This window comes from Acidovorax sp., assembly GCF_046314175.1.
Lineage (GTDB): Bacteria > Pseudomonadota > Gammaproteobacteria > Burkholderiales > Burkholderiaceae_C > Acidovorax.
This window is the reverse complement of record NZ_JBKBXG010000120.1, coordinates 1-12,962: the sequence shown is the minus strand read 5'-3', so window position 1 is coordinate 12,962 and position 12,962 is coordinate 1. Positions and strand designations below refer to the sequence as shown.

General features: G+C 66.1%; 13 protein-coding genes, 1 pseudogene and 1 riboswitch. Of the genes and pseudogenes, 10 read left to right on the top strand and 4 right to left on the bottom strand.

The window, feature by feature from the left end:
• A pseudogene (locus ACK4OE_RS23215) lies at nucleotides 1–120 on the top strand (aminocyclopropane-1-carboxylate deaminase/D-cysteine desulfhydrase family protein); the annotation flags it as partial.
• A gap of 111 nt (nucleotides 121–231) precedes the next feature.
• Here ACK4OE_RS23215 and ACK4OE_RS23210 read toward each other — a convergent pair.
• The 3 genes from ACK4OE_RS23210 to ACK4OE_RS23200 form a co-directional block, all read right to left on the bottom strand.
• On the bottom strand, nucleotides 232–1,008 hold the full coding sequence (locus ACK4OE_RS23210; RefSeq protein ID WP_409888536.1) for a hypothetical protein: 777 nt from the start codon (nucleotides 1,006–1,008) through the stop codon (nucleotides 232–234).
• A 132-nt stretch (nucleotides 1,009–1,140) separates the two neighbouring features.
• Nucleotides 1,141–3,087 carry an MFS transporter gene (locus ACK4OE_RS23205; RefSeq protein ID WP_409888534.1) on the bottom strand — a complete coding sequence of 649 codons (1,947 nt, stop codon included), beginning with the start codon at nucleotides 3,085–3,087 and terminating at the stop codon, nucleotides 1,141–1,143.
• 65 nt (nucleotides 3,088–3,152) lie between these two features.
• Complete coding sequence (locus ACK4OE_RS23200; protein ID WP_409888532.1) at nucleotides 3,153–4,016, bottom strand: hypothetical protein; 864 nt, start codon at nucleotides 4,014–4,016, stop codon at nucleotides 3,153–3,155.
• Nucleotides 4,017–4,150: 134 nt separating this feature from the next.
• Between ACK4OE_RS23200 and ACK4OE_RS23195 the strand changes: the two genes are divergently transcribed.
• The 7 genes from ACK4OE_RS23195 to ACK4OE_RS23165 all read left to right on the top strand — a co-directional run bounded on the left by ACK4OE_RS23195 (nucleotide 4,151) and on the right by ACK4OE_RS23165 (nucleotide 9,560).
• Complete coding sequence (locus ACK4OE_RS23195) at nucleotides 4,151–4,882, top strand: helix-turn-helix domain-containing protein (RefSeq protein ID WP_409888530.1); 732 nt, start codon at nucleotides 4,151–4,153, stop codon at nucleotides 4,880–4,882.
• 181 nt (nucleotides 4,883–5,063) lie between these two features.
• Nucleotides 5,064–5,966 carry a TetR/AcrR family transcriptional regulator gene (locus tag ACK4OE_RS23190; RefSeq protein ID WP_409888528.1) on the top strand — a complete coding sequence of 301 codons (903 nt, stop codon included), beginning with the start codon at nucleotides 5,064–5,066 and terminating at the stop codon, nucleotides 5,964–5,966.
• The gene (locus tag ACK4OE_RS23185) at nucleotides 5,963–6,547 is read left to right on the top strand and encodes a DUF2867 domain-containing protein (RefSeq protein WP_409888526.1); all 585 of its coding nucleotides are present in this window, start codon (nucleotides 5,963–5,965) and stop codon (nucleotides 6,545–6,547) included. Before ACK4OE_RS23190 ends, ACK4OE_RS23185 begins: the two co-directional genes overlap by 4 nt.
• Complete coding sequence (locus ACK4OE_RS23180) at nucleotides 6,534–7,868, top strand: ABC1 kinase family protein (RefSeq protein WP_409888524.1); 1,335 nt, start codon at nucleotides 6,534–6,536, stop codon at nucleotides 7,866–7,868. Before ACK4OE_RS23185 ends, ACK4OE_RS23180 begins: the two co-directional genes overlap by 14 nt.
• Before the next feature lies 1 nt (nucleotide 7,869).
• Nucleotides 7,870–8,250, top strand: a complete 381-nt coding sequence (locus tag ACK4OE_RS23175; RefSeq protein ID WP_409888522.1) for a hypothetical protein — start codon at nucleotides 7,870–7,872, stop codon at nucleotides 8,248–8,250.
• Nucleotides 8,251–8,397: 147 nt separating this feature from the next.
• Nucleotides 8,398–8,814, top strand: a complete 417-nt coding sequence (locus ACK4OE_RS23170; protein WP_409888520.1) for a YXWGXW repeat-containing protein — start codon at nucleotides 8,398–8,400, stop codon at nucleotides 8,812–8,814.
• A 185-nt stretch (nucleotides 8,815–8,999) separates the two neighbouring features.
• Nucleotides 9,000–9,560 carry a thrombospondin type 3 repeat-containing protein gene (locus ACK4OE_RS23165; RefSeq protein ID WP_409888519.1) on the top strand — a complete coding sequence of 187 codons (561 nt, stop codon included), beginning with the start codon at nucleotides 9,000–9,002 and terminating at the stop codon, nucleotides 9,558–9,560.
• Between the two features lie 128 nt (nucleotides 9,561–9,688).
• On the opposite strand, the gene ACK4OE_RS23160 is transcribed toward ACK4OE_RS23165, so the two are convergent.
• Nucleotides 9,689–10,471, bottom strand: a complete 783-nt coding sequence (locus tag ACK4OE_RS23160; protein ID WP_409888517.1) for a 2-keto-4-pentenoate hydratase — start codon at nucleotides 10,469–10,471, stop codon at nucleotides 9,689–9,691.
• Nucleotides 10,472–10,696: 225 nt separating this feature from the next.
• Nucleotides 10,697–10,818, top strand: a riboswitch (glycine riboswitch).
• Between the two features lie 90 nt (nucleotides 10,819–10,908).
• Here ACK4OE_RS23160 and ACK4OE_RS23155 point away from each other — a divergent pair.
• Nucleotides 10,909–12,225: a D-amino acid dehydrogenase gene (locus ACK4OE_RS23155; protein WP_409888515.1), complete on the top strand. Its 1,317-nt coding sequence runs from the start codon at nucleotides 10,909–10,911 to the stop codon at nucleotides 12,223–12,225.
• A 253-nt stretch (nucleotides 12,226–12,478) separates the two neighbouring features.
• Nucleotides 12,479–12,962: CNNM domain-containing protein (locus ACK4OE_RS23150; RefSeq protein ID WP_409888513.1), on the top strand; the 484-nt coding region annotated here is incomplete at its 3' end.

The following is a 12,962-nucleotide window of genomic DNA, read 5'->3' as shown; positions in this document are numbered from 1 at the left end:
CACGGCATGATCGACATGGTGCGCAAGGGCGAGTTCCCCGAAGGCTCCCGCGTGTTGTACGCGCACCTGGGAGGCGTGCCAGCGCTCAACGCCTACAGCTTTCTTTTTCGCAACGGCTGATCTCTCAGCGTCCGACGCAGAACAGCTGCGCTGGGCCCAGCTGGCTCAGTTGGCCGCCATCTGAAGCAAGCAGTGGCGGCCTGAGAGACGGGGTGAGCGCAGAGGCACGCTTTATCGGCTGTCGCGTTTGCCCTGAGCGCGGCGCATGCTCGCGCCTTGGTGGGCATGGATCGCAATGTTGCCCGGCGACTGCTTGAGCGGGTTGCCGCGCAGCGCGGACGCAACCAGGTCGGTGGGCGCGTGGGCCAGGGGCGCATGCGCCTTGCCGTTGGCCGTGGGCGCCTTGTCCGATGGCGCCTTGGCCGAGCGGGTTGCGTGTCCGTTGAGTACCGATGCAGTCAGGGGCTGGCCGGCCGCGTCTGCAGCGGTTGCTGTTGGTTTGGCTACCGATTTGGTGCTGGTGGGCGTCGCTTTAGCGCTGCTCGTTTTAGGGACGTCGGTGCTTTTTGCAACGCGTCGGGTAGCAGCCGGGGCAGCCGCTTTCGCCTTGGCAGGCGTTTTGGGTCCAGCGGCAGCCGAACGACCCTTTAGGGCGGCTCTCTTGGCACCACTGGCGGCGCCCGCGTCACGCGCTTCTTTTGCTTCCAGCTGGGTGACGCGCGCCTCAAAACGGCTCAGCACTTCCTGCAAGATGTCCGCCTTGCGCTGCGTGCGCTCGTTGTCGGCACCGACCGGTGACCGGCCCTTGGTGGTGGACGCGCCGCGCACCGACACCGTCTGGCGGCGAAACAGATCCCGGTACTTGTCGCGCAGCGTCCTCGCGCGGGTGACCTTGCCGCGCAGGCGGGCCAGCGTCAGCGCTTTGATGGGCTCTGCGCGACTTTGGTCAAACAGGTCCAGCTCAGCGGCGGTGAGAAGGGGGCGGGCCTGGGTGATGGTGGTTGCCATGGTGGGTCTCCTTTGCAGTGTGTGGGCAAAGAATCCACCGTAGTGCAATGGGCCTTGAATATCTGTGGGACACAGGGCCGGTGCAGGGTCATACCATGCCGCCAGCCGCAGCCATCGGGGCGCTGCCCCCGCTCAGGTCGCCAGCAGCGTCTGCACCCGATCACGCAGCAGCGTGGGCTGTACTTCGCGGGACGCCACAGGGTGGCCGACGTTGAGCCCCACACGGCTGTAAAAGCCCCGACGGAAGGGACGCACCATGGCGCCTCCCTGCTCGATGCGGCTGAAGTACGAGCCCCACAGATTGGTCAGCGCCATGGGGATCACCGGGGCTTCAATGCCCTCTTCGCGCGCACGCTCAATGATCTTCATGATGCCGCCCTTGAACTCCTGCAGCTGCCCGTCCTTGGTGATGCCGCCCTCGGGGAAGATAGCCAGCAAGTCACCCTCGCGCAACACCTGGGCGGCGCGGTCGAACGCCGCTTCATAGGTCTTGGGGTCGTCCTTGTACGGGGCGATGGGGATGGCCTTGGCCAGGCGGAACAGCCAGCCGAGCACCGGCACGCGGAAGATACGATGGTCCATCACAAAGTAGATGGGGCGCGGACTGGCCGCCATAAGCAGCACGGCATCGACAAAACTCACATGGTTGCAGGCCAGGATGGCGGCGCCCTGTGCGGGCAGGTTTTCGTCGCCCTGCACCTTGAAGCGGTACACAAACCGCGACGACATCCAGGCCACAAAGCGCAGCAGGTATTCGGGCACCAGCATGAAGATGTAGAACGCCACCACCGCGTTGGCGATGCCGGTGAACAAGAATATCTGCGGCACCGTGAAGCCCGCACCCAGCAGCGCGCCCGCGATCAGCGAGCTGGCGATCATGAACAGCGCGTTCAGGATGTTGTTGGCGGCGATGATGCGCGCGCGGTGCGTAGGTTGGCTGCGCATCTGGATCAGCGCATACATAGGCACGCTGTAAAGGCCAGCGAACAGGCTGAGCAGCGCCAGGTCCAGCATCACGCGCCAATGCTGGCTCTGCGCGAGGAAGGCGCCCAGACCCATGATTTCGGAGGGCGGCAGGCTGCGGGACGCAAAGTACAGGTCGATGGAGAACACGCTCATGCCGATGGCGCCCAGCGGCACCAGGCCGATCTCGACATGGCGGCGCGAGAGCACTTCGCACAGCAGCGACCCGATGCCAATGCCAATGGAAAAAACCACCAGCAGCAGCGACGCAACCTGCTCGTTGCCGTGCAGTACCTCCTTGGCCAGGCTGGGAAACTGGCTCAAAAACACAGCACCAAAGAACCACATCCAGCTGATGCCCAAAAGCGAGCGGAACACCACAATGTTCTCGTGCGCGAGCTTGAGGTTGCGCCAGGTTTCCGTGAAGGGGTTCCAGTTGATGGTGAGGCCCGGGTCGGTGGCGGGCACCGAAGGAATGAACTGGGCCACCGCACGCCCGGCAACGGCCGCCAGCACACAGGCCACAGCGACCGTGGTGTGGCCAATACCCGGAATAGCCACCAGCAGCCCCCCCGCCACGTTGCCCAGCAGGATGGCCACAAACGTGCCCATCTCGACCATGCCGTTGCCGCCCGTCAGCTCCCGCTCGCTCAGCACCTGCGGCATGTAGGCAAACTTGACCGGCCCGAACAATGTGGAATGCACACCCATCAGGAAGGTGCACAGCAGCAGGACGGGCACGTTGTCCGTCATGAAGCCACCGGCTGCCACCAGCATGATGGCGATCTCCATGTTCTTCACGAAGCGGATCATCTTCGTCTTGTCGTACTTGTCGGTCAGCTGCCCCGAGGTGGCAGAGAACAGCAAAAACGGCAGGATGAACAGCGCCCCGATCACCAGCCCCGCCATGGCAGGCGGCAGCCACGACACGCTGAGCTGGTAAGTCACCATCACGGTGAAGGCGAACTTGAACAAGTTGTCATTGGCGGCGCCAGAAAACTGCGTCCAGAAAAACGGCGCAAATCGGCGCTGGCGCAACAGGGCGAACTGGTTCGGGTCCTCATGCGTCGTCGTGGGGGTGGGTGCCACGCTGGCTGAGGGGGTGTCGGGGTGCATGCGTTTCTCCTCGTTTCCGATGGGTTTGCTTGTTGGAATTTTCCGTGCCCGCACGCCATGCGCCGTCATGCGCGTGACCTGCGGGCGACACCCACGGCGTGGGCGCCATTCTGCCCGGACAGCGTGACGACCGGCACGCCCCGTTCAGCACCGTTGCGCAATGCCGCCAGGGCCTGCAGCACCGGCCAGGCGGCGCCAGCAGCAAATACGTGTTTGATGCTGTGGCCTGACACCCACTGGTGGGTGGCATCAAACACCGCGTGGTCCGCCGCTTCAAACAACTTGGCCACGGCATACAGGCCAATCACCGCGCCCAGGTGCACTGCCAGCGCGCCATCGCGCCGGGGCAGACACGCCAGCGCCAGCACCACCAGCATGCCGCCCAGTTGCACCACCGCCCAGGGCATGAGGTTGCCGGTGTGTGCCCACCACAGCACGGCCAGCGGCCCGGCCAGCAGCACCACACCGGCCGTGGCCCAACCGGCCCGCTCGCTCACGCGGCTGGCCGCCGCCAGCCCCAGCAGGCCCGCAAACGGCAGCACCATGCCCAGCCGGTCCCACAGCAAGCCAGCATCCAGCGGTTGCCAGTGGTACACGCTGGAGCCGACGGCCGTGCACAGCAGACCCGCAAAGAACAGCGATGCGAACGTGCGGGAGGTCATGTCCAGAGCGCCGGGTGCCAGGCGGCGCAGCGCCCACAGGCCCCACACCCCGGCGATGGCAAACGGCAGGTTGCTCAGTACGTCGACCGCGCACGGGATGCCCCACAGCGCCCTCTGGTCGGCAAAGCCATGCTGGTGCGCACTGGCGGGCAGCACCGGCCCGAACACGGCCAGGGCCAACAACGCGACCAGGCCCAGCAGCAGGCCTAGCTCGGCGCGCGCCTCACGCTTTTGGCGCCGGGTGGGGAGAGAAATCAGAAAGCTCATGGTCGTCACATCCTTGGATGGGGGGAATGCCGCGCAGTGTGTTCAGCAACGCACACGCATACACCAAAAAGTCGCACAGAGGGCTACCCAAGCCACCGCGGGTATTGATAATTGATACCCAGGAGCAAAAACCCATGAGCACTACCGCCGACCTCGTCACCGCCCTCAAAAAGGAACTCAAGACCGCGCAGATGACCTACGCCGACTTGGCGCAGGCGCTGGGCATGGCCGAGTCCAGCGTGAAACGCATGCTGGCCAAGGGCGACATGCCGCTGTCGCGCATCGACGCCATCTGCCGCGCGCTGGCGCTGGACTTTGCCGACCTGGCGCGGCGTGTGGCCGACGAGCAGCCCCTGTTGAAAGAGCTGACGCAAGAGCAGGAAAAAGCCGTGGTGGGCGACAAGAAGCTGCTGCTGATGGCAATTTGTGTGCTGAGCCAGTGGACGCTGGAGCAGGTGACCACGAACTACCGGCTGACCGAGGCCGAGGGCATCAAGTACCTCGCGCAGCTTGATCGCATCGGCATCATCGAGCTGCGGCCGCTGAACCGCTACCGCCTGAAACTCGCCAAGACCTTCCGCTGGCGCCCGCATGGCCCGGTGATGAACTACTTTCGCGACCACGCTCTGCTCGACTACTTTGCGGGTGGCTTTGACGGCCCCGGCGAAGGCGTGCTGCTGGTGCACGGCGCCATCAGCCGCAGCCTGGCGCCCGCCTTCATGGAGCGCATGCAGCGCGTGGCGCAAGACTTTGCCCAGCAGCACCTGGCCGACCAGAAGGTGCCCGACCGCGAGCGTGAGGGCTACACGCTGCTGCTGGCCATGCGCAGCTGGGAGTTTGAGGCGTTTGCGACGATGAGGAAGTGAGCCGTCACTACGTTTTCGATAGCTATTAGCGCTTTATCAATAAGCGCTAGAGGCCAAAAACACCAAAAATCCTATTTCACAGCCGACTCAAAACCGGTTTCTTGTGCCGCGACCGCTTGACGCCACAAACAGAAAATACTATTCTTTAAATAACAAATTTTGTTTATTTAAAGATAGTCAAATGAAAACCACCCGCCAGCAACAAGACGCCACGCGCCGCCAGATCGTGGCCAGCGCGGTGGACCTCATGACCCGCCAGGGCTTTGACGGCACGACGATGAAAGACATCGCCCGCGCCGCTGGCATTGGCGACGCGACGATCTACAAATACTTCCCCACCAAGGACCGCATCGTGCTGGGCTACCTGGACGATGTGGCCCACCAGGCGCTGGCCAATACGATGCAGACGCCGGGCTTCGCGGGCTACCAGCTGCAAGAGAAGCTGCAGCGCCTGACCGACGCCGTGCTGGAGCGCCTGCTGGCCGACCGCGAGTTTGTGGCCCAGGTGCGCAGTCTGGCGCGGCGCTCGCCGCTATCGATGCTGGCCGAGCCGCTGGCGGCGCGGCAAAGCTTGCGTGAGGCGGTGACCAGCTTTCTGGAGGCCGCCGAGGCCAGCGGCGAGATCGAACCCTGCGACTTCAAAGGCATGGCGGGCGGGTTGTACACCGACTACCTGGCCGGTGTGGTGACCTACTGGCTGGCCGACACGTCAGACGAATTTGCCGACACCACGCAGCTGGTGGACCTGTCGCTCGGGGTGCTGGTGCAGGCGCTGCGCGGCGGGCTGGTCAACCGCGTGCTGCAACTGGGCGGCTTTGTGCTGCGCAGCCAGATGGCGCGGATGGTGCAGCACAGCAGCGGGCTAATGGGCATGCTGCAACTGGCCAAACACGCCATGGCCAGCGCGCCGACCAGCCCTGCCCGCGCCGCCCCTGCCGCAGCCGCGGGGTCACCCGCTTCGCCAGAGCCCGCCAAGCCGCCCCGCGCGACGCGCAAACCCCGCGCTGCCAGCCCGGCCCCAGCCGCCACCGCCACCACCCCCGTCAAACCAGCAACCACCCCGCGCAAGAAGAAGGCCGTATGAACACCGCCCCCACCAACGCCGTGCGCGAAACCCAGGTGCCCGCAGGCACCGCCATCCATGCCACCTTGCCGGGTGCCCATTTTTTTGACGCCTATACAGTGGCCGACCCGCGCCCTGCCACGAGTGCTCTGGCGACCTGGCTGGACGTGGTCGCGCGCACACCGCGCTGGACGCAGCACCTGCTGGCGGTTCGCAACACGCTGGTGCGGCTGGTGGGGCTCAAAGGCGTGGGGCAGTTGCAGGATATGCATCCGACTGCCAGCGGCGCATCCCCGCTCGATGCAAGCAGCTACCGCGTTGGAGACCGGGTGGGCATCTTCGTCATCCGCCATCTCAGCGACACCGAAGTGGTGATGGGGCAGGACGACAAACACCTGGATGTGCAGGTGTCGCTGACCAAACACCCAATATCCATCAGCGCCGATAGCACCGATAGCCCCGCCACGGTGGTGCTCAGCACCGTCGTGCACATCCACAACACGCTGGGCCATGCCTACATGGCCGTCATCACGCCGTTTCACCGCCGCATCGTGCAGGTCATGCTGCAGCGGCTAGCCCCTTCCAACCATGGCCCGCGCTGACGCGCCGCGCACCAGCCGCCTGGCACGCGGCACCATCACAGGACTGGCGGCGGCACGTATCGGCATGGCCCAGTTGGGGCACCGTGTGCGCACGCCCTCGGCTCAGGCGCAGGCCGACCACGAGGCCGCGCTGGGCCGCATCCTGTTTGGTGCCTTGGGTCAGTTGCGGGGCTCGGCGCTCAAGGTGTCGCAGTTGCTCAGCATGCACCCGGGGTTGCTGCCTGACGGCGTGCGGCAGGAGCTGGCACGCGCCCACCACCAAGCCCCGCCGCTCAACCGCGCATTGGTCGGCCGCGTGTTCCGCCAGGCGTTTGGGCAGGAGCCCGAAGCGCTGTTTGACCAGTTCGAGCCCACCGCCGTTGCTGCTGCCAGCCTGGGCCAGGTGCACCGCGCGCAGCTGACAGGCCACGGCACGGTGGCCGTGAAGGTGCAGTACCCCGGCATTGCTGCCACCATTGCCAGCGACATGCAGCTGATGCGCGCTGCCCTGCGCGCCCTCGCCCATACCGACATGCCGCTGCCCGCCCACACCGTGGTGGACAGCGTGATGAACGAGATCGAGGCCACGCTGCTGCGCGAGGTGGACTACCTGCAGGAGGCCGAGCAACTGCAATGGTTTGCACAGCACGCGGCGCTTCCGGGCGTGGTGCTGGCCCAGCCCATCCTGTCGCACACCCGGGCCCAGGTGCTTACACAGCAGTTTCTGCCGGGCCAGCATCTGCAGGACTGGCTGGCCTCGCAGCCCACGCAGGCGCAGCGCGACCGGGCCGGACAGCACCTGTGGGACTGGTTCATGCACTGCCTCTTTACGCTGGGCCGAATGCACGCCGATCCGCACCCGGGCAATTTTCTGTTTTCGCCCGACGGCACAGTGGGCGTACTGGACTTTGGCTGCACGCGGAGCCTGTCAGAGCACTTTCGCAGCCAGGTTTTGAAGGCATGGTCTGCCTTGCTCAGGCCCGCCGCTGACCCGCAACGCGATGCGCTGGTGCTGCAGGCCTACCAGGCGCTGGGGCTTGTGAAGGCTGACCTCGCCGTGCAGGAATACATTGCCGCACTCGCACCCGCGCTGGCCGACATGCAGGCCTGGCAAATGGAGCCCTTCACGCAACCGGTTTTCGACTTTGGCACCAAGACGCCGCCGCCGCTCACCGCAGCCCGCCACCAACGCATGCTGGGCGAACACCTGTCCAACGTGCCTGGCGAAATGCCCGCGTTCGAGCGCATGTGGATGGGCCTGATGCACCTGCTCACCGGGCTGGGCGCGCGGGTGCGCACCCACCACCCTCTGCTGCATGGCGCAACGCCTTGGGACGACTGACATGAATACCGCCTTGATGCTGGCAGCTGTGGGCCTTGCCATGGTGGGCGTGGCGCACTCGGTGCTGGGCGAAGTTTTGGTGTTTCGCAGCCTGCGCACGCGGGGCATCGTGCCCACCGGCGGGCGCCCGGTGCTGCGCGAGCGGCAGGTGCGCATTTTGTGGGGTACCTGGCATCTGGTCACGGTGCTGGGCTGGGCATTGAGCGCGCTGCTGTGGCGCTTGGCCACCGTGGCAGTCGAGACGGAGCTTGCGGCCTGGATAGCCGATGTGGCCGGGGCGGCGACGCTGGCCAGCGGGTTGCTGGTGTTTTTTGCTACCGAGGGGCGGCACCCCGCGTGGTTTGCGTTGATGGTGATAGCAGCGCTGGTGTGGTGGCGCTAACGGCCTGACAGCACGCGCAGCACCCGATGCCGCCCCGGCCCGACACACAACTTCACAAGACTTCGCAATACCACTACGCCGCGTTGACGCAGGCCCCGCACCATCCAGTCTCCGGTTCCGCAAGGAATCTTTTTCGAGGAGATCACCATGGCCCGCAATGCACTCGCTGCTGTTTCCATCGCTCTGCTCTCGCTGGGCGCCGCCGCGGTGGCGCAGGCGCAAACCAGCGCCACCGTCGTCATCCAGTCTGGCGGCCCCCAATACCGCGCACCTGCCCCGGTGCAGGTGCAATACCACCGCGCACCGCCTCCCCCCCGCCATGAAGCAATGCCCCACCCCCGCCGCGGCATGGCGTGGGTGCCCGGCCACTGGGAATGGCGCGGCCACCGCCATGTGTGGATGCAAGGCCACTGGGTAAAAGCCCGCCACGGCTACCACTACCGTGAGCCCCGCTGGATAGAGCACGGTGGCCGCTGGAACATGCAGCCCGGCCACTGGGACCGTGATGGCGATGGCGTACCCAACCGCCATGACCGCCGCCCCAACGACCCCTACCGCCGTTAAGCCGACCGCCCGCGGGCTCAGCCTGTCGGACTACAGCGCGCACTGCGCCCCACCGACAGACGGGCTCGCCCCCCTGCAACGACTATGGCCTTCAAGTCCAACAACGCAGCCACCGCGTTCCCACCGCCGCCCCTTTGCCAGGGTGGGCATCGCCAACCGGCTGCATAAAACCAAGGAGTCTCACCATGACCGCTTCAACACGGATGTTTCGTGCATCCCTCACCGCCACTGGCCTTGCATTGGCCGCGCTGATGGGCGCCACCGCCCCGGCGCAGGCCCAGATACAGGGCACGGTGATCGTGCAGTCCGGCTCGCACGGCTATGTGATTCCTGCCCCACCACCCCAGCGCCGCGAGGCCACGCCACGCGCTCGTCGCGGTGAAGTGTGGGTGCCTGGCTATTGGGACTGGCGTGGCAACCGACACGTGTGGGTGAAGGGCCATTTTGAAAAGGCGCGTGCAGGTTACCGGTACCGCACGCCGCAGTGGGAACAGCGTGATGGCCGCTGGGAAATCAACCGTGGCGGCTGGGACCGTGACGGTGATGGCATTCCTAACCGCCAAGACCGCGACCGCGATGGCGATGGCATTCCCAACCGCTACGACAACAACCGTGACGGCGTATCCAGCCGCTACGACCGTGACGGTGACGGCATCTCCAACCGCAATGACCGTGACCGTGACCGCGATGGCGACGGCGTGTCGAACCGCCGCGACAACCAACCGGACAACCCGCGCCGCAACTGATCGGCCCGGTTGCACTGGCCTAAAAGCGGTTTAGTCGAATTTCACCCCGGCGCAACCCAAGCCCGGAAAGTCGGCCACCACCACCGTGCCCGGCGCCACCAACACGGTGCCCGAGCAAGACCCGGTGGTCACCCACTGACCCGGGGGGGGCCCCCCCCCCCCGGGGGGGGGGGGGGTGGGGGGGCCCCCCCCCCCCCCCCCCCGGGCGCCCCCCCCCGGGGGCGGGCCCCCCCCCCCCCCGCCCCCCCCCCCCCCGGGCGCCCCGCGCCTTCGTTGGCGAGCCACGCCAACAGCCGCAGCGGGTCACCCGCCGGGTTGCCCCAGGCGGCGTGCCGCACGGACACCGAGCCGTTCACAGACAAAGTCACCCCTTGCATCAGAGGCTGGACTGCGGCCACATCGGCCACCCCCGATCCCACAATCAGCGCCCCGTGGCAGGCCTGGTCGGCCAGGCGGCTCCATTCGCCCTGCTGTGCCCAGGCTGCAAAACGCGTGTCGCACACCTCGATGGCGGCACGCACCGATACGACCGCAGCCAGCACCTCCTCCGCGGTGTAGGGAGTGGCGCGGTCGGGCAGGTCGGCACCCAGCTGGTACACCAGCTCCGCCTCCACACCTATCACGGCAAAACCTGCAGCGGGCAAGTGGACCGCTTGGCCTGCAGCGTCCACCCACACCGAGTCATTGGTGAGCGCGGCACGCACGGGTTGTGCCTGGGGCGACGCGGCGCCCACCTTCCAGCCCGCCACCTCGCCGCGCTCACGCACCACGGCGTCTTGCACGGCGTAGGCCTCGGCCGCACTGCGCGGGCGCAAGGCAGCGGGCAAGTCCAGCGGGCGGGGCGTGCGCCCCTGGCGCGCCATGGTGATGACGGCGGCGCTGGCAAAGGGGTCGAAGGCGGTGTCGGGCATGGCGGGAATCCTGGGGCTGGGGCCAGCGGATTATGACGAGGCACCCGCCCGCAGCGGCTCGCCAGCATCAGCAACGATTGCCGCCCATTAGCGGCCAAACCCCCCGTGCCGTCGCCCACGCGCCCCTAGAATGGCCCCCGCAGGAGAGCACGGCAGCCACAGGCCCGCCGCTGCACCGAAGGCGCAAACTCCCATACACGCTCAGGTCCCGTACTGCACCATTCATCAAAGCCGTCTGGAGAGACGCCCCAACCCATCACCGGCGTTGTGGCGCACCGAAGGAGCAAACCGCGCGCCATGTGGGCCGTGCGGTGAATCTCTCAGGTACCAAGGACAGGGGGAGCGGCAGCTTGGCGGACGCGCGCCAGCTGTTGCTATTCAAAATATAGCTACTAACGCACGTCCATCAAGCGCTGAACCCTTAAAAGGCTTCAAAAATGCGCGTGATCGTTTTGGGCGCCGGCTTGCTCGGCGTGACATCGGCTTATTTCCTGCAACAGCTCGGCCATGAGGTCACGGTCATCGACCGCCAGGGCGCGCCCGGTGCGGAGACCAGCTTTGCCAACGGCGGCCAGATCTCGGTGAGCCATGCCGAGCCCTGGGCCAACCCCAGCGCGCCGCTGAAGGTGCTGCAGTGGCTGGGCCAAGAAGATGCCCCTCTGCTGTTCCGCCTGCGCGCTGACATGCGGCAGTGGCTGTGGGGCCTGTCCTTTTTGCGCAACTGCACGCCAGCGCGCACGCGCCACAACATCGAGCAGATCGTGCGCCTGGGTACCTACAGCCGCGACACGCTGCAACAGCTGCGCGCGGCCACCGGCATCCAGTACGACCAGCGCACCCAGGGCATCCTGCACTTCTATACCAATGCCAAGGAGTTTGACGGCGCCCTCGCCCCTGCCGAGCAGATGCGTGCGCTGGGCTGCGAGCGCCAGGTCATAAGCGCCGACGAGGCGGTGCGCATTGAGCCAGCGTTGGCCCACATCCGTCCCCAGCTGGCGGGCGCCACCTTCACGGCCGAGGATGAGTCGGGCGACGCTAACCAGTTCACGCGCGAACTGGCCCGTTTGTGCGAGGCAGCGGGCGTGCAGTTCCTCATGGGCCACCACATCACCGCGCTGCGTCAGGCACGCGACCGTATCGACCATGTGGAAGTGACCACCGCCGAAGGCCGCTTCGAGCGCGTGCAGGGCGACGCCTTCGTGCTGGCCATGGGCTCGTTCAGTCCGCTGCTGGCGCAGCCGCTGGGCATCCACTTGCCGATTTATCCCGCCAAGGGCTATTCGGTGACCATGCCGGTCAAAGACGCCTCCAAGGCGCACCAGGTGAGCCTGACGGACGACGAGTTCAAGCTGGTCTTCTCGCGCTACACCAGCGAACGCGGCGGTGACCGTCTGCGCATTGCCGGCACGGCCGAACTCAATGGCTACAACCGCGACCTCAACCAGGTGCGCTGCGACGCCATCGTGCGCCGCGTGGAGCAACTCTTCCCCGGGGCGGGCGACGCCAGCCAGGCCCAGTTCTGGACCGGCCTGCGCCCCGCCACGCCCAGCAACGTGCCGCTGATCGGCAAGACCAAAGTGCCCAACCTGTTCCTGAACACCGGCCACGGCACGCTGGGCTGGACGCATGCCTGCGGCTCGGGCAAGTCGCTGGCGCGCATCGTGAGTGGGCTGTCGCCTGAAGTGGACTTTGATTTCGCCGGGCTGGCACGGGGCGACACACCTACACGGCTGAGCGCACAAGGCGCACGCTAAGTCCGCGAAGCCCACCGAGTCAAACACTCCTATTTTGATAGCAAGTAGCGCTTATTCAATAAGCGCTGCAGGCCAAAAATACCTCAAATCCATCACTCATCGGCCTGCACATTCTGCTGCCGGGCAACGGTGAGGACAGGCCTGCAACGCGGCAGCCGCGCCACAGATCACGGCCGCATCAAAGGGCCGGGGGCCACAGGTTCTTACAATGTCCCACTGATCAACACCCAAGGGCGCGCAAGGCGCCCTTTCTATGGAAATAGCAATACTCTTCGCCCTCATCCTGCTCAACGGCCTGTTTGCCATGTCCGAGATCGCTCTGGTCACGGCCCGCAAAGCCCGGTTGCAGAAGCTCATTGATGAGGGCGATAGCGGCGCAGTCGCGGCCGTGAAACTGGGCGAAGACCCCACGCGTTTTCTCTCCACCATCCAGATCGGCATCACGTCGATTGGCGTCCTGAACGGTATCGTGGGTGAGGCGGCTTTGGCCGGGCCGCTGGCGATGTGGCTGGAGTCGCTGGGCGTACCCATGCCGTTGGGCAGCTATGCCGCCACCGGTTTGGTGGTGGTGCTGATCACGTACTTCTCCATCGTGGTGGGCGAACTGGTGCCCAAGCGCATTGGGCAGTCTTACCCCGAGACCTTTGCCCGCCTGGTAGCACGGCCCATCAACTTTCTGGCCATTGCCACCAAGCCGTTTGTTCTGCTGCTGTCCACCTCCACCCGCACGCTGCTGC